Annotated in this window: 13 protein-coding genes and 1 CRISPR repeat array; of the genes, 6 read left to right on the forward strand and 7 right to left on the reverse strand. The window is 66.6% G+C overall.

Annotation, left to right across the window (positions count from 1 at the left end; all coding sequences use genetic code 11):
• Positions 1-13: 13 nt before the first annotated feature.
• The 3 genes from DTS01S_RS20545 to DTS01S_RS20555 are packed head-to-tail and all read right to left on the reverse strand — an operon-like array spanning position 14 to position 4,876.
• Positions 14-1,642: a SpoVR family protein gene (locus tag DTS01S_RS20545; protein ID WP_061288619.1), complete on the reverse strand. Its 1,629-nt coding sequence runs from the start codon at positions 1,640-1,642 to the stop codon at positions 14-16.
• Positions 1,639-2,907: a YeaH/YhbH family protein gene (locus DTS01S_RS20550; protein WP_016449755.1), complete on the reverse strand. Its 1,269-nt coding sequence runs from the start codon at positions 2,905-2,907 to the stop codon at positions 1,639-1,641. The genes DTS01S_RS20545 and DTS01S_RS20550 overlap by 4 nt, the downstream gene beginning before the upstream one ends.
• A 46-nt stretch (positions 2,908-2,953) precedes the next feature.
• On the reverse strand, positions 2,954-4,876 hold the full coding sequence (locus tag DTS01S_RS20555; protein ID WP_016449756.1) for a PrkA family serine protein kinase: 1,923 nt from the start codon (positions 4,874-4,876) through the stop codon (positions 2,954-2,956).
• Positions 4,877-5,248: 372 nt separating this feature from the next.
• Here DTS01S_RS20555 and DTS01S_RS20560 point away from each other — a divergent pair, with 372 nt between their 5' ends.
• A complete protein-coding gene (locus DTS01S_RS20560) occupies positions 5,249-8,602 on the forward strand; it encodes a mechanosensitive ion channel domain-containing protein (RefSeq protein WP_017407592.1) in 3,354 nt (1,117 codons plus the stop codon).
• Between the two features lie 54 nt (positions 8,603-8,656).
• Here the strand turns inward: DTS01S_RS20560 and DTS01S_RS20565 are convergent, their stop codons facing one another.
• Positions 8,657-10,384, reverse strand: a complete 1,728-nt coding sequence (locus DTS01S_RS20565) for a methyl-accepting chemotaxis protein (RefSeq protein ID WP_017407591.1) — start codon at positions 10,382-10,384, stop codon at positions 8,657-8,659.
• Between the two features lie 219 nt (positions 10,385-10,603).
• Positions 10,604-12,686: a CRISPR direct-repeat array (repeat unit 32 nt; unit sequence GTTTCAATCCACGCGCCCGCACGGGGCGCGAC).
• Positions 12,687-12,970: 284 nt separating this feature from the next.
• Positions 12,971-14,380 (reverse strand): metalloprotease PmbA, encoded by a 1,410-nt coding sequence (pmbA, locus tag DTS01S_RS20570; protein ID WP_017407500.1) that lies wholly within the window; start codon positions 14,378-14,380, stop codon positions 12,971-12,973.
• 66 nt (positions 14,381-14,446) lie between these two features.
• Between pmbA and yjgA the strand changes: the two genes are divergently transcribed.
• Complete coding sequence (yjgA, locus tag DTS01S_RS20575) at positions 14,447-15,124, forward strand: ribosome biogenesis factor YjgA (RefSeq protein ID WP_016449652.1); 678 nt, start codon at positions 14,447-14,449, stop codon at positions 15,122-15,124.
• Positions 15,117-15,722, forward strand: coding sequence for a molybdopterin adenylyltransferase (mog, locus tag DTS01S_RS20580; RefSeq protein WP_061288621.1), 606 nt, complete (start codon positions 15,117-15,119; stop codon positions 15,720-15,722). The genes yjgA and mog overlap by 8 nt, the downstream gene beginning before the upstream one ends.
• 104 nt (positions 15,723-15,826) lie before the next feature.
• Here the strand turns inward: mog and DTS01S_RS29860 are convergent, their stop codons facing one another.
• Positions 15,827-16,120 carry a hypothetical protein gene (locus DTS01S_RS29860; protein WP_074931994.1) on the reverse strand — a complete coding sequence of 98 codons (294 nt, stop codon included), beginning with the start codon at positions 16,118-16,120 and terminating at the stop codon, positions 15,827-15,829.
• Complete coding sequence (locus DTS01S_RS20585; RefSeq protein ID WP_017407501.1) at positions 16,101-16,787, reverse strand: helix-turn-helix transcriptional regulator; 687 nt, start codon at positions 16,785-16,787, stop codon at positions 16,101-16,103. Before DTS01S_RS20585 ends, DTS01S_RS29860 begins: the two co-directional genes overlap by 20 nt.
• A 321-nt stretch (positions 16,788-17,108) precedes the next feature.
• Here DTS01S_RS20585 and DTS01S_RS20590 point away from each other — a divergent pair, with 321 nt between their 5' ends.
• The 3 genes from DTS01S_RS20590 to DTS01S_RS20600 all read left to right on the forward strand — a co-directional run bounded on the left by DTS01S_RS20590 (position 17,109) and on the right by DTS01S_RS20600 (position 21,644).
• A complete protein-coding gene (locus DTS01S_RS20590) occupies positions 17,109-18,320 on the forward strand; it encodes an ABC transporter substrate-binding protein (protein ID WP_016449656.1) in 1,212 nt (403 codons plus the stop codon).
• Positions 18,321-18,510: 190 nt separating this feature from the next.
• The gene (locus tag DTS01S_RS20595; RefSeq protein WP_017405711.1) at positions 18,511-19,695 is read left to right on the forward strand and encodes an efflux RND transporter periplasmic adaptor subunit; all 1,185 of its coding nucleotides are present in this window, start codon (positions 18,511-18,513) and stop codon (positions 19,693-19,695) included.
• A gap of 2 nt (positions 19,696-19,697) precedes the next feature.
• On the forward strand, positions 19,698-21,644 hold the full coding sequence (locus DTS01S_RS20600) for a MacB family efflux pump subunit (protein ID WP_017405712.1): 1,947 nt from the start codon (positions 19,698-19,700) through the stop codon (positions 21,642-21,644).

Here is a 21,644-nt window from a genome sequence, read left to right on the forward strand (position 1 = left end):
TCAGGCAGGAGGATCAGGCCGGTGGAGCGGGCACCGAGTGCAACAGCACGGGCGCGTCGCCATCGCCGTTGACGCTTTCCAGCTGCACGCCAAAGCCCCACAGGCGCGCTGCGTGCTTGAGCACTTCCAGCGCATCGTCGGACAGCGGCCGGCCCTGGTAGCGGGTGTGGCGCAGGGTGAGGCAGCGGTCGCCGCGCAGATTGACGTTCCAGACCTGGATATTGGGCTCGCGCGCGCCCAGGTCGTATTGCTGCGACAGCGTCTGGCGCAGGGTGCGGTAGCCGTCGTCGTCGTGGATGGCGCTGACCAGCAGCTCGCGTTCGCTGGCGTCGTCATGGATGGCGAACAGGCGCATGTCGCGCATCAGCTGAGGGCTCAGGTACTGGCCGACAAAGCTCTCGTCCTTGAAGTTCTGCATGGCATGGTGCAGCGCCGGCAGCCAGGTCGTGCCGGCCAGGTCGGGGAACCAGCGGCGGTCTTCTTCGGTGGGGTCCTGGCAGATGCGGCGGATGTCGCGGTACATGGCAAAGCCCAGCGCATAGGGGTTGATGCCGCTGTAGGCGCGGTGACCGGCCGGGGGCTGGTAGATGACGTTGGTGTGGGAGGACAGCCATTCGATCATCACGCCGTCGGTCAGCCAGCCTTCGTCGTACAGGGTGTTGAGCAGGGTGTAGTGCCAGAACGTGGCCCAGCCCTCGTTCATCACCTGGGTCTGGCGCTGCGGGTAGAAGTACTGGGCGATCTTGCGCACGATGCGCACGATCTCGCGCTGCCAGGGCTCCAGCAGCGGGGCGTTCTTCTCGATGAAGTACAGCAGGTTTTCCTCGGGCTCCTTGGGAAAGCGCTCGCTGTGCTGCGCCGCGCTGTCCTTGCCCGGGCGGGCCGGCAGGGTGCGCCACAGCTCGTTGACCTGCTGCTGGGCATAGGCCTCGCGCTGCTCGCGCTCGGCCCGCTCGCGCGCCAGGCTTTTCTTGGAGGGGCGGCGGTAGCGGTCCACGCCCAGGTTGGACAGGGCGTGGCAGGAGTCCAGCCATTGCTCCACCGTCGTCAGGCCGTGGCGCTCCTCGCACTGGGTGATGAAGTCGCGCGCATAGACCAGGTAGTCGATGATGCTGCCGGCATCCGTCCACATGCCGAACAGGTAGTTGTTCTTGAAGAAGCTGTTGTGGCCGTACGCCGCATGGGCGATCACCAGGGCCTGCATGGCCGTGGTGTTCTCCTCCATCAGATAGCTGATGCAGGGATTGGAGTTGATGACGATCTCGTAGGCCAGGCCCATGTGGCCGCGCCGGTAGCGCCGCTCCGTCGCCATGTATTCCTTGCCATAGCTCCAGTGGCGGTAGCCCACGGGCATGCCCACGCTGGCGTAGGCGTCCATCATCTGCTCGGCCGAGATCACTTCCAGCTGGTTGGGATAGGTGTCCAGGCCGTAGCGTTCGGCGGCGGCCGCAATCGCTGCGTGATAGCGTTCGATGAGCTCGAAGGTCCAGTCGCTGGGATCGGGCAGAGGCTCGGCCGGCCGCTCCCCCGCCGGCAGCGGCGCGGAGGGCACGATGCGCTGGGCCCGTTCGCTGGCCAGATGGGATTTCCACTGCGGCGTGGCATGGCGGGGCGCCAGCACGGGATAGTGAGAGAGGTTCATACCGATACCCCCTCTTTCTTGAACAGGTCGCGGAACACGGGGTAGATCTCGCTGGCGTCCGACACCTTGCGCATGGCGAAATGCGAGAACAGCGGCAGCACCTGGCTGTACTCCTGCCACAGGCTCTGCTCTTCCTGCACCACCTGCACATAGGCGAAGTAGCGCACCAGCGGCAGGATCTTGTCGACCAGCAGGTTGCGGCAGTTGGAGCCGTCGTCGCCGAAGTTGTCGCCATCGCTGGCCTGGGCCACGTAGATGTTCCAGTCCCCGGACGGGTAGCGCGCGCGGATGATCTGGTCCAGCAGCACCAGCGCACTGCTGACCACCGTGCCGCCGCTTTCCTGGGAGTGGAAGAACTCGTCCTCGCTGACCTCGGCCGCCTGCGTGTGGTGGCGGATGAAGACGATGTCGATCTTCTCGTAGTGCCGCGTCAGGAACAGGTACAGCAGGATGAAGAAGCGCTTGGCCAGGTCCTTGCGGTCCTGGTCCATGGAGCCGGACACATCCATCACGCAGAACATCACGGCCTGGCTGATGGGCGCAGGCACGCGCGTGCGGTTGCGAAACCGCAGGTCGATGGGGTCGAGAAAGGCCACCGTGCCCATGCGCAGCTTCAGCGCATCGATGCGCTGCTGCAGCTCGGCCGCCGCCTCGCTGGTGCCATCGTCCTGCGCCAGCAGCGCTTGCAGCTGCTCTTCCAGTGCCTTGAGTTCGCGGTGCGGCGCCTTGGTCAGCGCAATGCGCCGGCCCAGGGCGCCGCGCATGGTGCGCAGCAGGGCCAGGTTGTGCGGCGTGCCGTCGTGGCTGTAGCCGGCGCGGCGCGTCTTGTACTGCATGGTGTTGCCGATGTGGGTGCGCAGCAGGCGCGGCAGGGCCAGGTCTTCAAAGAACAGTTCCATGAACTCTTCCTTGGTCAGGGTGAAGGTGAAGTCGTCCTCGCCCTCGCCGCTGTCGCTGGCCTGGGAGCCGCCGCCGCCTGCGCCGCCCTGCGGCCGGGCAATGCGGTCGCCGCGCACATGCTCGGTGTTGCCCGGGTGCACCGTGTCATGGACGCCGCCCTGCCCGTGGTGGAACACGGGCTCGCGGATGTCCTTGCGCGGGATGGAGACGCTCTCGGACTCCTCCATGTGGCGGATGCCGCGCTTGTCCACCGCGCGGCGCACCGCCTCGGCGATCTGCGCCTTGTAGCGGCGCACGAAGCGCTCGCGGTTGCCCACCGACTTGTTCTTGCCGGCCAGCCTGCGATCGATGATTTGCAATGCCATCTGTTCCCCCCAGCCCGGGCGCGCCGAAGGGCGGCGCACCCACCCGTCAGTTGCTCTTGCGAACGCGCAGATACCACTCGCACAGCAGGCGCACCTGCTTGGACGTATAGCCCTTGGCCTCCATGCGGGTGACAAAGTCCTCGTGCTTGCGGGCATCCTCGGCACTGGCCTTGGCGTTGAAGCTGATCACGGGCAGCAGCTCCTCGGTATTGGAGAACATCTTCTTCTCGATCACCACGCGCAGCTTCTCGTAGCTGGTCCAGCTGGGGTTCTTGCCCTGGTTGTTGGCCCGCGCGCGCAGCACGAAGTTGACGATCTCGTTGCGGAAGTCCTTGGCATTGGCGATGCCCGCGGGCTTCTCGACCTTCTCCATCTCGGCGTTGAGCGCGTTGCGGTCGAAGGCCTCGCCGGTATCGTTGTCGCGGTACTCGCTGTCCTGTATCCAGTAGTCGGCGTAGGTGACGTAGCGGTCGAAGATGTTCTGGCCGTACTCGCTGTAGCTCTCCAGATAGGCCGTCTGGATTTCCTTGCCGATGAACTCGGCATAGTGCGGCGACAGGTATTCCTTGATGTAGCTGGTGTACTTGGTCTCCAGCTCGGCAGGGAACTGCTCGCGCTCGATCTGCTGCTCCAGCACATACATCAGGTGCACCGGATTGGCCGCCACCTCGGTACTGTCGTAGTTGAAGACCTTGGACAGGATCTTGAACGCGAAGCGCGTGGAGATGCCCGACATGCCCTCGTCCACGCCCGCATAGTCGCGATACTCCTGGAAGCTCTTGGCGCGCGGGTCCGTGTCCTTGAGGCTCTCGCCGTCATAGACCTGCATCTTGCTGAAGATGCTGGAGTTCTCGGGCTCCTTCAGCCGCGTGAGCACGGCGAACTGGGCCATCATCTTGAGCGTGCCGGGCGCGCACACGGCGCTGGCCAGCGAGGACTCGCGGATCAGCTTCTCGTAGATGCGCACCTCCTCCGACACGCGCAGGCAGTAAGGCACCTTGACGATGTAGACCCGGTCCAGGAAGGCCTCGTTGTTGCGGTTGTTGCGGAAGGCCTTCCACTCGCTCTCGTTGCTGTGGGCCAGCACCATGCCGTCGAAGGGAATGGCGCCAAAGCCCTCCGTTCCCTTGTAGTTGCTCTCCTGCGTAGCCGTCAGCAGCGGGTGCAGCACCTTGATGGGCGCCTTGAACATCTCCACGAACTCCAGCAGGCCCTGGTTGGCCAGGCACAGGCCGCCCGAGTAGCTGTAGGCATCGGTATCGTCCTGGGCAAAGTTCTCCAGCTTGCGGATGTCCACCTTGCCCACCAGGCTGGAGATGTCCTGGTTGTTCTCGTCGCCAGGCTCGGTCTTGGCAATGCCCACCTGCCTGGAGATGCTCGGATAGCGCTTGACCACGCGGAACTGGCGGATATCACCCCCCAACTCCTCCAGGCGCTTGACGGCCCAGGGCGACAGCACATGGTTGAGGCAGCGCCGGGGAATGCCGAACTGCTCCTCCAGCAGCGGCCCGTCCTCCACCGGATCGAACAGGCCCAGCGGCGACTCGTTCACGGGCGAGCCCTTGAGCGCGTAGAACGGCACCTTCTGCATCAGGTATTTGAGGCGCTCGGCGATGGAGCTCTTGCCACCGCCCACGGGGCCCAGCAGATAGAGGATCTGCTTGCGCTCTTCCAGGCCCTGGGCCGCATGGCGGAAGAAGCTCACCACCTGCTCGATGGAGTCTTCCATGCCGTAGAACTCGGCGAAGGCCGGATAGCGCCGGATGACCTTGTTGGCAAACAGCCGCGACAGGCGCGGATCATTGCGCGTGTCCACCATTTCGGGTTCGCCTATGGCCGCCAGCATGCGCTGGGCGGCGCCCTCGTAGGCCATGGGATCGCGCTGGCACAGGGCGAGAAATTCGTCCAGCGACATCTCTTCTTCGCGAAGGCGAACGTAACGTGCAGCCGAGTTGCTGATGACATCCATACGACCTCTCCCGGCGGCACCCGAGGGCGAACAGTGCCGCGAAGTTGCAAGGCATTCGCTACCGTGTGGAACTGTTGTAGCACCTTGCATCCGCTTTGAATAGCTCATACGTCCCACATGTCTGCATTGCGCGCGAGGTCACAATGTCAGGTTCCTGGACTACCCCGCTTTTTGCGGCGCCGGGACAGGGGCTTGAGCCAGCCGGGCCTGCAGCAAGGCCCGTGAATACAGCGCCTCACGCTCCCACTTTTGACAAATAATAGTCCGCACTCACACAGCGGCACAGGCCCGAATTCAGAACCGATGTCTCCTGCCGACAACCCCCTACTTGCCGCCGGTCGCCCATCGCGCAAACTGGCTGCCGTCACGCCGATGCACCTGCTGTGGGCCATGTGCCTGGTGCTCGGCCTGCTGCTCGCCCTGCTGGCACCGGGCCTGGCCAAGGCCGCACCGGCAGCAGGCCCTTTGGGTGCCTTGCAGGGCACCCTGGGCGGTGGCTCCGCGTCCGACAAGGAACGAAGCAACGCCATTCAGACCCAGCTCGATGCCGCAGCCTCGGCCACAAAGGAAGCCGATGCGCTGGCCCAGGAACTGGACCGCATGCGCGCCAGGGCACGCACGCCCGTGCCGCCCCTGCCCGCGCCGCTGAGCGACGAGCAGCTGGGCAGCCTGTTCGATCGCTGGAAGGAACGCGTTCCCGCCAACGCCAGCCAGGAAGTGCTGGAACGCCTGCTGGCCGATGAGCGCGATGCCATTGCCGCCCTCAAGGCCGGCATCGAGAAATCCGCGGCCGACCAGGCCAATCTGGTGTCCCAGCCCGGCCCGGGGCGGATCGATCTGTCCATCCTCCAGCAACGCGCGCAGGAAAACGCCGAGCCCGTGACCGCCGAGCCCGGCGAAGCCCCCGACCTCACCCAGGCCCGCCAGGCACGGCGCAGCGCAGAGCACCGCCGCGCCCTGCTGGAGCTGGCGCTGCGACAGGAAGAGCAGTCCACCATCGAAGCCCGCCAGCGCCTGCTGGCCGCCCAGCTGCAGGCCCAGCGCCGCGAGCTGCTGGAGCGCATGCCGCGCGCCGCCTGGCTGACCCAGCGCATTGCCGAGCGCAGCCGCCAGCAACTGGAGCAGCAGGTGCAGGAGATGGAGCTGGCCGCCCAGCACGCTTCCGCCGCCGATCCCGCCATACGCGACCTGGCCCAGCGCAATGCGGCGCTGGCCGCGCAGATCCTCAAGAACTCCAATGAACTGGCGCAGGAGCGCAAGACCCTGGCCAATGACGAATATGTCCGCGACCAATTGAGCGCCACGCTGCGCGACACCCAGGCACGCCTGCGGCTGGGCGGTGGCAGTGCGGCCGTGGGCCAGTGGCTGTGGCAGCAGCGCGTGGAGCTGTCCTCCGGCAGCACCCTGCAGGCCAGGCACCGGGCCGTGCAGCGCCAGCTGGCCGAGCTGCGCCTGACACTGTTCAACTCCAGCAAATGGCGCCAGAACCCTGGCGCGGACACGGCGGCACAGGCCCCGGCCGACGCTGCGGATGCAGGCGGCGTGGCGGCACCGGAGCCGGCCGCCAACGCCACGGTATCTGCCCAGCAGACCGCTTTGCTGGCCCGGCAGGTGGCACTCACCGACCAACTGCAGCCGGTGTTGCTGCGCCGCATCGCCGTGCTGGAGCAGACCGACGACGCACTGCGCGCGGCCCTGCGCAGCGGCAATGAGTTGCGCCAGGTGCTGGACAAGGAGCTGCTGTGGTTCCCCAGCCACCGCCCCATGGACCGTACCTGGCTCAGCGAGTGGCAGGCGCTGGAGCAGGACATCGAAGGCAGCAGCTCCCCCTGGAAAACCGCGCGCGCCCTGGCCGCCAGCATCTGGAACGATCCCTGGGCCTTTGGCGCCGTCGGCCTGATCGTGGCCCTGCTGCTGGGCCTGCGCCGCTACGCGCTGCGCCAGTTGCAGTCCATCGCCGTGCGCGTGGGCGACTTCATGCGCGACCACTTCGGGCTGAGCCTGCTGGCGCTGGGCTGGAGCCTGCTCTACACCCTGCCCTGGAGCTTTGCGGCCGCGGCGCTGGGCAGCCTGCTGCAAGGCCCGGAAACCGTGGGCACGGCGCTGGAGCCGCTGGGCGCCACCCTGGTCCAGCTCAGCGATTTCATATTCGTGGCCACCTTGCTCAACGCCCTGTTCTGCCCGGGCGGGCTGGCACTGGCCCACTTCGGCTGGCCGGCTGCTCGCGTGCAGATGCTGCGCCAGATGGTGCGCCGCGCCGCCTGGCTGATCGTGCCTGCCGAACTGCTGGGCGGCCTGGCCTTCTACAGCCATGACAACCACGCCATCAGCACCTGGGGGCGCATCTCCATCCTCATGCTGTCGCTGGGGCTGGCCTGGATGGCCTGGCTGTACTTTCGCCGTGTCATGCAGCAAAAGCGGCCCGGCATCCACTGGGGCCAGATCGTCAGCGTGGTGCTGATGCTCATGCTCAGCGCGCTGGCCGTGGGCATCGTGCTCGGCTATGTCTACACGGCCACCGAAGTCATCCAGGCCCTGATGGCCAGCTTCGTGTTCCTGGGCGCGGTCGAGGTCGTGGTCAACCTGCTGCGGCGCTGGCTGCTGCTGGGCGAGCGGCGCCTGGCGCTGAACCGGCTGCGCGAAGCCGCCAGGCTGGCCCAGAGCGGCTCGGGCGTGGACACCGGCAAGGCCCCCACCGACGAAGCCACCCAGATGGCCCTGGTCACCGTGGGCGCCCAGGCGCACCGGCTGCTGGGCCTGCTGCAGCAGGTGCTGGTCGTGCTGACCCTGGTCTACGCCTGGCTGCCCGTGCTGCCTGCGCTGCTGCGCTCCGAAGGCGTGGTGCTCTGGTACACCACCAACACCGGCGCCGACGGCATCGCGCATGCCGCCCCCGTGAGCCTGATGGATGCGCTGCTGGGCGTGATGATCCTGCTGCTGACCTTCAGCTTTGCACGCAACCTGCCGGGCCTGCTGGAAGTGACGCTGTCGGCCTCCAACCGCATCAGCAGCTCCGCGCGCTACACCCTGGCCACGCTGGCGCGCTACGCCATCACCATCGCGGGCACGGTCAGCGCCTTCACGCTGCTGGGCCTGCGCTGGGGCCAGCTGCAGTGGATGGTGGCGGCGCTCACCGTGGGCCTGGGCTTCGGCCTGCAGGAGATCTTCGCCAACTTCGTCTCGGGCCTGATCCTGCTGGTGGAGCGGCCCTTCCGCGTGGGCGATGTCATCACCATCGACACCCTCACCGGCACCGTCACGCGCATCCGCACGCGGGCCACCACGGTGCTGGACTTCGACAACAAGGAAATCGTCATCCCCAACAAGACCTTCATCACCGGCCAGGTGACGAACTGGACCTTGAGCGACGACGTGACCCGCCTGGTGATCGACGTGCCCGTGGCCCACGGCAACGACCCCGAGCAGGTGCGCGACATGCTGCTGGACATTGCCAGGGAGCACCCCCAGGTGCTGCGCGAGCCCGAGCCCAACTGCTGGTTCATGGCGCTGGAAGGCAACGGCCAGCGCTTCGAGCTGCGCGCCTACGTGGGCAAGGTCGAAGACCGCCTGCCCGTGCGCCACGACCTCAACCGCCGCGTCAACGACCGGCTCAAGGACGCTGGCATTGCCGTGGCCTTCCCGCAGCTGGACCTGCATGTGCGCAACATGCCGGCCCATGCACCGGGGCAGGCATCTGGGCAAACCCCACCCCATCCGACGGCATGAGGCCGGCAAGTCCCCCGGTTCCACGCGCACAGCGCGGCATTGCCGCGCTCGCGGTCAGAACACTTCCCAGTTCTCGTCCACACGCTCGCCCGCATTGCGCAGCGGGGTGACCTTGGCAGGCGCTGCAGCAACCCTGGGTGCCGCTGGGGACGCCTTCGTCCGCTGGCCGCCCTTGCTGCCTGAGGCGGCTGGCGCTGGCGCCTGGGCCGGTGAGGACGCGGGCAGGGACACGGACGAGGACACCCCGTCCAGCTTGAACAGACTGACCAGATCGACCAGCTTGGCAGCCTGCGCGTTCAAGCTTGCGGCAGCCGCCGCCGATTCCTCGACCAGGGCCGCATTCTGCTGCGTGACCTGGTCCAGCTGTACGACGGCGTCGCCCACCTGCGCCACACCGTCGGCCTGCTCGGCCGTGGCCGCGCCTATTTCGCCGATCAGGTCGGCAACGCGCTGCGCCTGCTGGACGATGTCCTTCATCGCGGAACCCGCCTCGCCCACCAGGCCCGAGCCCTCGTCCACCTTGGACACGCTCTCGCCTATCAGGGCCTTGATCTCCTTGGCTGCCCCCGCGCTGCGTTGGGCCAGGCTGCGCACTTCGGATGCCACCACGGCAAAGCCGCGCCCCTGCTCGCCCGCCCGCGCTGCCTCCACGGCGGCATTGAGCGCCAGAATGTTGGTCTGGAAGGCAATGGAGTCGATCACGCCGATGATGTCCTCGATCTTCCGGGAACTCGCGGTGATCTGCTCCATGGTGGCCACAACGCGGTCCACGATCTTGCCGCCGCCAGTGGCGGCCTGGCTCGACGAAGCGGCCAGCTGGGTGGCCGTGCGCACTGTATCGGCATTGAGCTTGACGGTGGCGTTCATCTCCTCCATGGAGGCGGCGGTCTGCTCCAGATTGCTGGCCTGCTCCTCCGTGCGCTGGCTCAGGTCGGCATTGCCCGATGCGATCTGGCTGGCGCCGGTCGCGATGGATTCGCTGCTTTGCCGCACATCGGCGACCACGCGCGCCAGACCGGCCCGCATGTCCTCCATGGCGCGCAGCAGGCTGGAGGTGTCGCCGGGCGTCAATTGCACCCGCACGGACAAATCGCCCTGCGCGATCTGGCGCGCCACCCCGGCGGCATAGGAGGGCTCTCCGCCCAGCTGCTGCTTGACCGTCCTGGTGATCATCCAGGCCACCAGAGAGCCCAGCGCGGCGGCCAGCAGCGTCAGCACCAGCATGGCCACGCCGTCTTCGGCCACGCTGCGCAGGGAGCCGTCCACCGTGGCCTGCGTCTGTGCCTTCTGGTAATCGACCAGTGCCTCGACCGCATCGAAATAGGTCGTCTGCAAGGAGCGCAGGCGCCCCATGATCAGATCCCTGGCGGCATCGCCCTGGTTGGCCAGGCCCAGGTCACCGGCCTGGCGCATGGTTTCCACGAAAGGCTGGCGCGCCTGCCTGATGTCGGCAAAGAGCCGGCGTGCCTGCTCGGTCTGCAGGCGCTGGTCCAGCTCCTTCATGACCAGGCCGTTCCTGGCGACCACCTCATCCAGCCGGCGGCTCTCCTCGGCCATCTGCGCCGGATCGGTGATCAGCGCCAGATTGCGCACCACCCGCGCCGACACATTGGCGTTGTCCTTGAGCGATTGCAGCCGGGCCAGATTGCCCATGCGGTCCTCAGCCAAAACACGCAACTGCTCCCCCTGATCGTGCAGCTTCATCCAGCCGAAGCCGGCCACGCACACGCAGACCACGATCACCGCAAGGAAACCCATGCCCAGCATGGTTCCCAACTTCATACGCCTCAGAAAACCCACGTCGCTCTCCCTCGAACCACCTACGCAAACCGGCCAGACTGCTGGCACGGAAGAAACACATCCGGGAACAAATTTGACAATTTGAATCAGTCGCATCGCCTTCCCAAACCCTGCTCATCCGGTAGGACAGCGCCTTGCCGACATGCAGGCATCGGGTTGTCAGCGATTGCCAGAACCCGTCATTTCGCGCTTGATGGCCATGCTTCAATCCACGCGCCCGCACGGGGCGCGACGAGTCTGGTGCACCAGCGTCGGGTCCTGCGTGATGTTTCAATCCACGCGCCCGCACGGGGCGCGACGCATGCTCCGGTTCGCCTTGACCAACAGGGACTGGTTTCAATCCACGCGCCCGCACGGGGCGCGACACTTCCAGACCGTCTACGTGCACATGTTTGACCGGTTTCAATCCACGCGCCCGCACGGGGCGCGACGAAAGGGACAGTCTCCGCCAGTATCCAGCGTTCGGGTTTCAATCCACGCGCCCGCACGGGGCGCGACCTCTGCAATCCCAATGCGAAGGCCCACGGCATAGTTTCAATCCACGCGCCCGCACGGGGCGCGACGGTTGAGGCTGCGCCAGTCGCTGCCGGCCTGCACGTTTCAATCCACGCGCCCGCACGGGGCGCGACCGACAAGGATCAAGGTCCGCTGTACGTCATCGACGTTTCAATCCACGCGCCCGCACGGAGCGCGACCGTCGAAGGGGCCAGCAAGCTCGGTCGCAGGCAGGTTTCAATCCACGCGCCCGCACGGGGCGCGACGATCGAGACTATTACCGGGACGACTACGCCCGTAAGTTTCAATCCACGCGCCCGCACGGGGCGCGACACTGCCGCACAGCGGGCCGCAAATCGTCGCCCTAGTTTCAATCCACGCGCCCGCACGGGGCGCGACCTTCGCGCCAGTCCGCTGGCGGCTCGGCGCCGTGGTTTCAATCCACGCGCCCGCACGGGGCGCGACGCCCCTGCTCAGCCAGCTGGACACGCTCAAAGAGTTTCAATCCACGCGCCCGCACGGGGCGCGACGGTCTTCGGTGGTCAGGTCTTTGATCAGCTCTGCGTTTCAATCCACGCGCCCGCACGGGGCGCGACACACAAGGTCCGTAGCCATGTCCCAAATAGCCTTGTTTCAATCCACGCGCCCGCACGGGGCGCGACATGGCCATGCCAGTTGCTGCAACAGCCTTGGCGCCGTTTCAATCCACGCGCCCGCACGGGGCGCGACGGCACCGCCTCGGGCCTTGTCCAGCACGCCGCCGTTTCAATCCACGCGCCCGCACGGGGCGCGACCAGTGCCAGGGGGCGCAATGGTGTTTGTCCCTGGCAGTTTCAATCCACGCGCCCGCACGGGGCGCGACCCAATCAAGAGGACGCAGCGAGCAGCGACATGGACGTTTCAATCCACGCGCCCGCACGGGGCGCGACCCTGGACACGACCGGGCTGCATTCAATCTCGGGGAGTTTCAATCCACGCGCCCGCACGGGGCGCGACACGGTGAGGCTGTCGTGTTCCGTTGCTATCAATTGGTTTCAATCCACGCGCCCGCACGGGGCGCGACAGACCGCTCTCGGGTCGCTGTCTACTGACGCCCTGTTTCAATCCACGCGCCCGCACGGGGCGCGACCCCAGCGCCCCAGCAGGCGTAAGTCCGATGGGGTGTTTCAATCCACGCGCCCGCACGGGGCGCGACCAGCTCCAGCACCTCGGTCAGTTCGTCCTTGAGGTTTCAATCCACGCGCCCGCACGGGGCGCGACGGCTGGGGCTCGGACTCGCGATCTGTCCAGAGCCGTTTCAATCCACGCGCCCGCACGGGGCGCGACGATAGGGCGTCGCAATGAGCGAGTTCCGTTTCAAGGTTTCAATCCACGCGCCCGCACGGGGCGCGACTCTTGTGGTCGGGATTGATATACAGAGTGCAGCAGTTTCAATCCACGCGCCCGCACGGGGCGCGACTCATGGCGGCCGGCGTCGTCATCTGGGGTCTCATGTTTCAATCCACGCGCCCGCACGGGGCGCGACAAAAAGGCCATCGAAACGATTTGCCCCGCAGAGTGTTTCAATCCACGCGCCCGCACGGGGCGCGACCCTCGGCGCGATCTCCTTGCGGCGCTCCAGCACCGTTTCAATCCACGCGCCCGCACGGGGCGCGACTCGCAGGCAGTGAACAACAGCCGGGCCTACCGCCAGTTTCAATCCACGCGCCCGCACGGGGCGCGACGAGCTCGCTGTGCGTCTGCGTGAGCTCGAAAAAGTTTCAATCCACGCGCCCGCACGGGGCGCGACGGCATGCTTATAACCCAGCCGTACCACTGCATAAAAAGCTTCGCCATCGCGAACCTGCGCGCTCTGTCACGGAAAAACGGCAAGGACCACGAAAGACGCAGTGATGCCTCAACAAAAACAACGGCTTGCAGAAATGCGAACCTCAGGGGAGGACAAAGGTCACTTGGGGTTCGCGGGACGCGAGCTGGTGCGGCCAACTGCGGCCGGGGCACGCGGTGACTGGGTGCCCACAAAAAAGCGGCCTTTCGGGCCGCTTTTCATCAGCATGCGCAGCCGCAAGCCAATCAGCTACCAGCCACCTTCATGCGGTTGATCAGGATAGAGCCCACGGTCTTGGCGCCGTAGTTGTAGGCATCCGCGCCCACGGCCTCGATGCCCTTGAGCATGTCCTTGAGGTTGCCGGCGATGGTGATCTCATGCACGGGGAAGGCGATTTCGCCGTTTTCCACCCAGAAGCCGCTGACGCCGCGCGAGTAGTCGCCGGTCACGTAGTTCACGCCCTGGCCCATGAGTTCGATCACGAACAGGCCCGTGCCCAGCTTCTTGAGCATGGCGGGCAGGTCGTCGCCGGCCTTGGTGCGGCGCGAGGTCATGATCAGGTTGTGCGATCCGCCGGCATTGCCGGTGGTCTTCATGCCCAGCTTGCGTGCCGAGTAGCTGGACAGGAAGTAGCCCTCGACGCGGCCGGCATCCACCACCTTGCGGGCCTGCACGCGCACGCCTTCCTCGTCGAAGGGCGAGCTGCCCTTGCCGCCGAGGATGAAGGGATCTTCCGTGATGTCGATGTGCTTGGGGAAGACGGGCTTGCCCAGCGAGTCGAGCAGGAAGGTGCTGCGGCGGTACAGCGCGCCGCCGCTGACGGCCTGCACGAAGCTGCCCAGCAGGCCGGCGGCCAGCGTGGACTCGAACAGCACCGGGCATTCGGTGGTCGGGATCTTGCGGCTGCCCAGGCGGCTCAGGGCGCGCTGGGCGGCGTAGCGGCCCACGGCTTCGGGCGAGGCCAGGTCGGCCGCGTTGCGCATGGAGCTGTACCAGGCATCGCGCTGCATCTCGCCATTGCGGCCGGGCAGCGATGCGATGGGCGCCACCGACAGGCTGTGGCGCGAGCTGGCGTAGCCGCCACGGAAACCATTGGTATGGGCACTGAAGAAATGGCTTTGCTGGGCCGAAACGCCAGCGCCTTCGCTGTTGGTGATGCGCTTGTGCGTGCCCAGGGCAGCTTCTTCGCACTGCAGCGCCAGCTGCGCCGCAGCCTCGCTGGTCAGCTCCCAGGGGTGGAACAGCTGCAGGTCACGGTGGGTGCCGGGCGGGGCGATGTCGGCCGCATCGGGCAGGCCGGCCATGGGGTCCTCGGCGGTGAAGCGCGCGATGTCGTAGGCGGCCTGCACGGTCTGCTGGATGGCGGCATCCGAGAAGTCCGAGGTGCTGGCGTTGCCTCGGCGGTTGCCCAGGTAGACGGTCACGCCCAGCGACTTGTCGCGGTTGCGCTCCACGGTCTCCAGCGCCCCCTTGCGCACACTCACGCTCAGGCCGCAGCCCTCGGAAGCCTCGGCTCCGGCGTCGGTGGCGCCGAGCTTCTTGGCGTGGACCAGGGCACGGTCCACCAGGTCTTCAAAAAACGGTTGGCTGTAGCTGAAGCCGGAATCAGCCTGCGGTTTGGCGGTGCTTGCCGCGCGGGGACGGGGTTTTTTCATAGCGGCGGCTATGATAGCCGCCACTGCAGCGCCCTCCGCGCCGCCACTGTATTTGTCCCCTACCCCATGTCACGCAAACCCAAAAAAGGCTACTACGTCAAAGGTCACTTCGTTGCCGAAGGCAGCGAACTCGACCTGCAGCTCAAGGCCGAACTCAAAGGCACCCCCGACTCCAGCAAGACGGATCTCAAGCGCGAGTCCGACGCCTTGCAGGACCTCGGCAAGGATTTGCTGACGCTGCGCTCCGACCTGTTCAAGCGCCTGCAATTGCCCGACCAGCTGGCCGATGCCCTGGCCGAGGCCAAGCGCATCACCAATTTCGAAGGCAAGCGCCGCCAGATGCAGTACGTCGGCAAGCTCATGCGCAAGCTGGACGAGACCGAGATCGCCGCCGTGCGCGCCGCGCTGGACGAGCAGCACAACGGATCGGCCGCCGAGAAGATGGCCCTGCATGCGGCCGAGCAATGGCGCGACCGCCTGATTGCCGAGGAATCGGCCCTGTCCATCTGGCTGGACCATTTCCCCGACACCGACACCCAGCAGCTGCGCGCCCTGATCCGCCAGGCCCGCAAGGACATGCCGGGCGCCCATGAGGCCAATGTGCAGGAATCCACCGGCCTGGCCCAGCGCAAGGGCCGCGCCTACCGCGATCTGTTCCAGCTGGTGCGCCAGCAGTTGGGCGGCACGGGCCGCGAGACAGCCGAGGACGGTGACGGCGCTGGCGAGGAAGCCGACGATGAGTGAGCCCGTCCATGACGCCGTGCGCATCGGCATCGTTTCGATCAGCGACCGTGCCAGCAGCGGCGTCTATGAGGACAAGGGCCTGCCGGCCCTGCAGGACTGGCTCACCCGCGCGCTCAGGAACCCCATCACGTTCGAGCCGCGCCTGATCCCCGACGATCAGGCCGGCATCAGCGCCACGCTGATCGAACTGGTCGATGCAGGCTGCTGCCTGGTGCTGACCACGGGCGGCACCGGCCCCGCCCCGCGCGATGTCACGCCCGAAGCCACGCTGGCCGTGGCCGACAAGGAAATGCCGGGCTTTGGCGAGCAGATGCGCCAGATCAGCCTGGCCTTTGTGCCCACGGCGATCCTGTCGCGCCAGGTGGCGGTGATCCGTGGCAAGAGCCTGATCATCAACCTGCCGGGCCAGCCCAAGGCCATTGCCGAAACCCTGGAAGGTCTGAAGAACCCCGATGGCACGCAAAAGGTCAACGGCATCTTTGCGGCCGTGCCCTATTGCGTGGACCTGATCGGCGGGCCTTATCTGGAAACGGATGACAGCGTGTGCAAGGCGTTCCGCCCCAAGAGCGCAGTGCGCACCGCGCGACCTGCGGCCTGATCGCGCGGACACGGCAATCGACAAGCAGCCTGCGGGCTGCTTTTTATTTTTTCAGCCCCTTGAACCAGCGCTGAATCCGGGCCCGCAATTGCCGTTTGCCGTCATCACCCAACGGCATGCTGCTTGCCAGTTTCAGTGCCGCATCGACCTGTACATGGCCATGCTCCATCAGTGCCATACTCGTGGAAGCGAGTGCCTTCGCCAATGGATCCGTCGATCCGGTCCGCCAGATCCGGAGCGTTGAGCGGATAGATGTCCGCCTCTGCGGACATCTTGAAAACCGGCTCGGGATACGGGATGGAGCCCAGGATTGCCTGGCTTCCCACGATGACGAATTCATACTCATTCGTCACATCCCCGCTCGCACGAATGATGTGCTCAAGATCCTCTCGGTTCATAGGCCCGCCCTGTATCTCCCAATGCAACGCCCCGCTTGAGATCCCCCACCTGCGCCCGTATCTGCTGGCGCACCTGTTCGGGCAGCACCGATGTCAGGGGCGAGGCCTGGCGCAGTTCCTGGGCCCTTCGCGTGCGGGCCAGGATGGTGCGCCAGCGGCCATTTTGCAAGACATCCTGCCACTGCCTCCACAGGCTGGCGGAATGCGAATCCCCCTGGCTCAACCACCTCTCCAACGTGTCCTGTGCCTGCTGCAGCAATGCCGGGTCAGATCGCACAAGGCGCACGGCTTCTTCATGCAATGCGAGGCTTTGCAGATCCTGCACTTCATGGCGCGCATCCTGCGCACGCACCAGAACCTGTACGACGGGCCTGGCATGGCGCGAACGGGCTGCGGCAGTTCCTGCGGGCGCGGGCTGCAGGGCGTCGCCCGCCAGCAATGCCAATTCTCCCCCTATGCCCAGTTCCGACATGACCCGCAGGTACGTGCCCATGGATGGCCCGGGATCGCCGGACTCGACTGCAGCGAGCGTGCTGCGGGATATGCCTACGCGCGAGGCCATCTCGACCGTGCCCAGCCCCTGCTCCTTGCGCAGGCGCTTGAGCCGTTCACCGAACTGCAAAAGCAGTTGGCGCTGAAGAAGGGTGGACCTTTCTGGCGATTTCATTTGTCCATTATTCTAAGCAAAACCTAATTTTTTGATTGTTTTTCCAGACAAATTAATTCAAGTCCAGTGCTTTCGCATTCCCAGGTCAAGGAACGGAAAAGCAGGTCCTGACGCGCGCACAAGCCACGGCCGGGATACGCAGCGCATGGCGATCAATCAACGGGCCGGCCACGTTGCAAGGATGAGCGGCTGTACTGTCGCACCGGGGCCACCAAGCCCGTGCTTGCCCCAATGCGGCAGACCCCTGTCCCTGCCAGCATGGAATCACCCGGCCCCTGCGCAACAGCAGCGGGCTTTTTCCATCCAAAGCAAGGAGACTTCATGCAGCAACGCCCCAAGACATCGCTGATGACACCGCTGGCCCTGGCACTGTGCGCCGCCGCACTGGCAACGCCGGCCCTGGCGCAGCAGGACAAGGTTCGGATCGGCTTCATCACCGACATGTCCAGTCTCTATGCCGATGTCGAGGGCAAGAACGGCGCCGTGGCGATACAGATGGCCATCGACGACTACGGCGGCAAGCTGCTGGGCAAACCCATCGAGCTGCTGACGGCCGACCACCAGAACAAGGCCGATATCGCCGCCAGCAAGGCGCGCGAGTGGATAGACACGCAGGGCATCAGCCTGGTGTTTGGCGGCACGAACTCGGCCACGGCCCTGTCCATGGCCAAGGTGGCGCAGGAGAAAAAGCGGGTCTTCATCGACAACGGCGCGGGCAGCTCGGCGCTGACCAACGAGCAGTGCAGCCCCTACACCGTGCACTACGCCTTCGACACCGTGGCCCTGGCCAAGGGCACGGGCGCGGCCGTGGTGGAGGCCGGAGGCAAGAGCTGGTACTTCGTGACCGCCGACTATGCCTTCGGCCATGCGCTGGAGGCCGATACCACCAAGATCATCGAGGCGCGCGGCGGCAAGGTGCTGGGCTCGGTCAAGACGCCGCTGAACGCCAGCGATTTCTCCAGCTTCATGCTGCAGGCGCAGAACTCCAAGGCCCAGATCCTGGGCCTGGCCAATGCCGGTGGCGACACCATCAACTCCATCAAGGCAGCGCGCGAATTCGGCGTGACCAAGGACATGAAGCTGGCCGGCCTGCTGGTGTTCTTCACCGACGTGCACAGCCTGGGCCTGAAGAACACGCAGGGCATGCAGTTCACCACCAGCTGGTACTGGGACATGAACGATGCCTCGCGCAAGTTCGCCGACGCCTTCATGGCCAAGACCCAGCGCCGCCCCAGCGAAATCCATGCGGCCGACTACTCGGCCACCATGAACTGGCTCAAGGCCGTGGAAAAGGCCGGCACGCTGGATGCCGACAAGGTCATGGCCACCTGGCGCGGCATGAAGATGGACGACTTCTTCGGCAGCGGCTACCTGCGCGAGGACGGCCGCTACGTGCACGACATGTACCTGATGGAAGTGAAATCCCCGGCCGAATCCAAGGGCACCTGGGACTACTACAAGCTGGTCAAGAAGCTGCCGGCCGAGCAGGTCTGGACCACCAAGGCCGAGAGCAAGTGCCAATATTGGCGCTGAACTTGCGCTGAACTTGCGGTGAGCCGAGGGGGCAGCCCGGCCGCTCCCTCTCCTCGCTTTTCTCCACTGAATCTCCATGCCTTGGTCAATGCCGGGACATCGAACCGCGCCAGACTGGTAAGTTCGAGCATCTGGCGCGGCGCCGGGCAGGGACTGTCTCCCCTGCGGCCGACCGCGCGGCAGGGGAAGAATGAAGTTCAATCGCAAATGGGCCATGGTCGCCGTCGCAGGCGCATGCATGGTCGCAGGCCTGGTGTGGTGGAAGGCCAGTGCCAAGCCCTCCACCCAATTCGCAACCGCACCCGTCACCGTCGGCGACCTGGAGCAGACCGTGCTAGCCGTGGGCCGGCTGCACCCCAAGGAACTGGTGGCCGTGGGCGCCCAGGTCTCGGGCCAGGTCAGGCGCCTGCACGTGGAGCTGGGCCAGAAGGTCAAGGCCGGCGACCTGATCGCCGAAGTCGATGCCCAGCCGCAGCGCATCAAGCTGCGCAATGCCGAGGCATCCGTCACCGCCTTGCAGGCCCAGTTGGCCGCGCGGCGCGCGGCCCTCGTCCAGGCCCGGCTGACCTTCCAGCGCCAGCAGGAGCTGCTGCAGGCCGACGCCACCTCGCGCGCCGACCATGAAGCCGCCAAGGCTGCGCTGGACACCGCGCTGGCCGATGTCGGCGCCCTTCAGGCACAGATCGAGCAGGCACGCACCCAGGTGGAGACCGAGCGCATCAACCTGGGCTACACCCGCATCGTCGCGCCCATGGACGGCGTGATCGTGGCCGTGGTCACCAAGCAGGGCCAGACCCTGAACTCCTTCCAGACCACGCCCACCATCGTCATGCTGGCCAAGCTCGACGTGATGACCGTGCGCGCCGAGATTGCCGAGGCCGACGTGGACAAGATCCAGCTGGGCCAGACGGTCTGGTTCACCACGCTGGGCAGCGGCCGCCAGCGCCACACCGCCACGATCGAGCGCATAGAGCCTGCGCCCGCCTCCATCGCCACGGACGCCACCGCTGGCGCAGCGACCGCCACCGGCGCCCAGGCCGCCAAGGCCATCTACTACAACGCCCAGTTCGACGTGCCCAACCCGGAAGGCAAGCTGCGCCCCTCCATGACCGCCCAGGTCACCGTGCGCGTGGCCCAGGCCGACAAGGCCGTGCTCATGCCGGCCGCCGCGCTGGGCAGCCGCGATGCCGACGACAACTACAGCGTGCGCGTGCGCGATGCCCAGGGCCAGGTCACCGAGCGCAAGGTGCGCGTGGGCCTGCGCACCAACGCCCAGGCCCAGGTGCTGTCGGGGCTGGAGCCCGGCGAGCAGGTGGTGATCGGCGAGGCCAGCCCCGGCGGCAAGCCGGCCGGCAGCGACCCGATGGGAATGTAAGCATGGACCATGCATTGCTGCAGATGCAGGGCCTGCGCCGGGAGTTTCCTGCGGGCGACACCACGGTGGCGGTACTCAAGGACATCGACCTGACCATCGAGGCCGGCGAGATGGTGGCCATCGTGGGCGCCTCGGGCTCGGGCAAGTCCACGCTGATGAACATCCTCGGCTGCCTGGACCATCCGACCTCGGGCAGCTACCGCATCGCGGGCCGCGAGACCAGCGAGCTGGGGCCCGACGCGCTGGCCGCGCTGCGGCGCGAGCACTTCGGCTTCATCTTCCAGCGCTACCACCTGCTGCCCGACCTCACGGCCCAGGGCAATGTGGAGCTGCCCGCCGTCTACGCGGCCACACCGGCCGGCGAGCGGCATGCGCGCTCGGCCGCCCTGCTCGAACGCCTGGGCCTGGCCGACCGCATGCAGCACCGGCCGGGCCAGCTGTCGGGCGGGCAGCAGCAGCGCGTGTCCATTGCGCGTGCGCTGATGAACGGCGGCGCCGTCATCCTGGCCGACGAGCCCACGGGCGCGCTGGACAAGGCCAGCGGCGAGCAGGTCATGCGCATCCTGCAGGAGCTGCATGCCGACGGCCACACCATCATCCTGGTCACGCACGACATGGCCGTCGCCGCCCACGCCACGCGCGTGATCGAGATCAGCGACGGCGCCATCATTGCCGACCGGCGCAGCACCCCGCACGAAGCCAGGCCGCCCGTGGAGCCGGCATCCGGCGCGCGCCGGGCCTCCTGGCGCGGACTGTCGGACCGCTTTGGCGAAGCCCTGCGCATGGCCCTGCGCGCCATGAACGCCCACCGCCTGCGCACCTTCCTGACCATGCTGGGCATCATCATCGGCATCTCGGCCGTGGTCTCGGTGGTGGCGCTGGGGCGCGGTGCGCAGCAGCAGGTGATGAACCAGATCAGCGAGCTGGGCACGAACACGCTGGACATCTTCCCCGGCAAGGACTTCGGCGACACGCGCGCGGCCGCCATCGAGACCCTGGTCGCCGCCGACGCCCAGGCCCTGGCCGAGCAGCCCTACGTGGACAGCGCCACGCCCAATGTGTCGGTCGGCGTCACGGCGCTGTACCGCGAGAACGCGGCCACGGCCCAGGTGACGGGCGTGGGCTTCGAGCACTTTCGCGTGCGCGGCCTGCGCCTGGCATCGGGCCGCTTCTTCGACCAGCGCGACGTGGACCTGCACGCCCAGGTGGCGGTGATCGACCAGAAGACCGCCACCGCCCTGTTCCCCACCAACCCCAGCCCGCTGGGCGAGGTCGTGCTGCTGGGCCAGATGCCCGTGGAAATCGTCGGCGTGCTCCGGCCTGCGCAAAACAGCTTCGGCGGCTCCACGCCCACCTTCTTCGTGCCCTACACCGCAGCCGCCACGCGCCTGGTCGGCAAGTACCACCTGGACAGCATCACGCTGCGCATCAAGGACGCGGTGCCGGCCGAGATCGCGCAAAAGGCCGCCACCAGCCTGCTGACCGAGCGCCATGGCACCAAGGACTTCTTCATCTGGAACTCCGACCAGATCCGCCAGGCCATCACGCGCACCAGCACCACGCTGACGCTGCTGGTCTCGGCCATCGCCATGATTGCGCTGCTGGTGGGCGGCATCGGCGTGATGAACATCATGCTGGTGTCGGTGACCGAGCGCACGCGCGAGATCGGCGTGCGCATGGCCATCGGCGCGCGCCAGTCGGACATCCTTCAGCAGTTCCTGATCGAGGCCGTGCTGGTCTGCATCGTGGGCGGCATCCTGGGTGTCTCTCTGGCGCTGAGCCTGGGCCTGGCAGTGAGCCTGTCGGGCTCCAGCTTCCAGCTCTCGTTCTCGGCCGCCTCCATCGTGCTGGCCGTGGCCTGCTCCTCCCTCATCGGGATCGGCTTCGGCTTCCTGCCGGCGCGCAGTGCTGCGCGCCTCGACCCCGTACAGGCTCTATCGAGAGATTGA

The sequence above is a fragment of the Delftia tsuruhatensis NBRC 16741 genome (assembly GCF_001571325.1).
Taxonomy (GTDB): Bacteria; Pseudomonadota; Gammaproteobacteria; order Burkholderiales; family Burkholderiaceae_C; genus Comamonas; species Comamonas tsuruhatensis.

Excerpts from the sequence above, each read along its gene's own strand:
- DTS01S_RS20545 (WP_061288619.1), bottom strand. The coding sequence starts at position 1,642 with ATGAACCTCTCTCACTATCCCGTGCTGGCGCCCCGCCATGCCACGCCG.
- DTS01S_RS20550 (WP_016449755.1), bottom strand. The coding sequence starts at position 2,907 with ATGGCATTGCAAATCATCGATCGCAGGCTGGCCGGCAAGAACAAGTCG.
- DTS01S_RS20555 (WP_016449756.1), bottom strand. The coding sequence starts at position 4,876 with ATGGATGTCATCAGCAACTCGGCTGCACGTTACGTTCGCCTTCGCGAA.
- DTS01S_RS20560 (WP_017407592.1), top strand. The coding sequence starts at position 5,249 with ATGCACCTGCTGTGGGCCATGTGCCTGGTGCTCGGCCTGCTGCTCGCC.
- DTS01S_RS20565 (WP_017407591.1), bottom strand. The coding sequence starts at position 10,384 with ATGAAGTTGGGAACCATGCTGGGCATGGGTTTCCTTGCGGTGATCGTG.
- pmbA (WP_017407500.1), bottom strand. The coding sequence starts at position 14,380 with ATGAAAAAACCCCGTCCCCGCGCGGCAAGCACCGCCAAACCGCAGGCT.
- yjgA (WP_016449652.1), top strand. The coding sequence starts at position 14,447 with ATGTCACGCAAACCCAAAAAAGGCTACTACGTCAAAGGTCACTTCGTT.
- mog (WP_061288621.1), top strand. The coding sequence starts at position 15,117 with ATGAGTGAGCCCGTCCATGACGCCGTGCGCATCGGCATCGTTTCGATC.
- DTS01S_RS29860 (WP_074931994.1), bottom strand. The coding sequence starts at position 16,120 with ATGAACCGAGAGGATCTTGAGCACATCATTCGTGCGAGCGGGGATGTG.
- DTS01S_RS20585 (WP_017407501.1), bottom strand. The coding sequence starts at position 16,787 with ATGAAATCGCCAGAAAGGTCCACCCTTCTTCAGCGCCAACTGCTTTTG.
- DTS01S_RS20590 (WP_016449656.1), top strand. The coding sequence starts at position 17,109 with ATGCAGCAACGCCCCAAGACATCGCTGATGACACCGCTGGCCCTGGCA.
- DTS01S_RS20595 (WP_017405711.1), top strand. The coding sequence starts at position 18,511 with ATGAAGTTCAATCGCAAATGGGCCATGGTCGCCGTCGCAGGCGCATGC.
- DTS01S_RS20600 (WP_017405712.1), top strand. The coding sequence starts at position 19,698 with ATGGACCATGCATTGCTGCAGATGCAGGGCCTGCGCCGGGAGTTTCCT.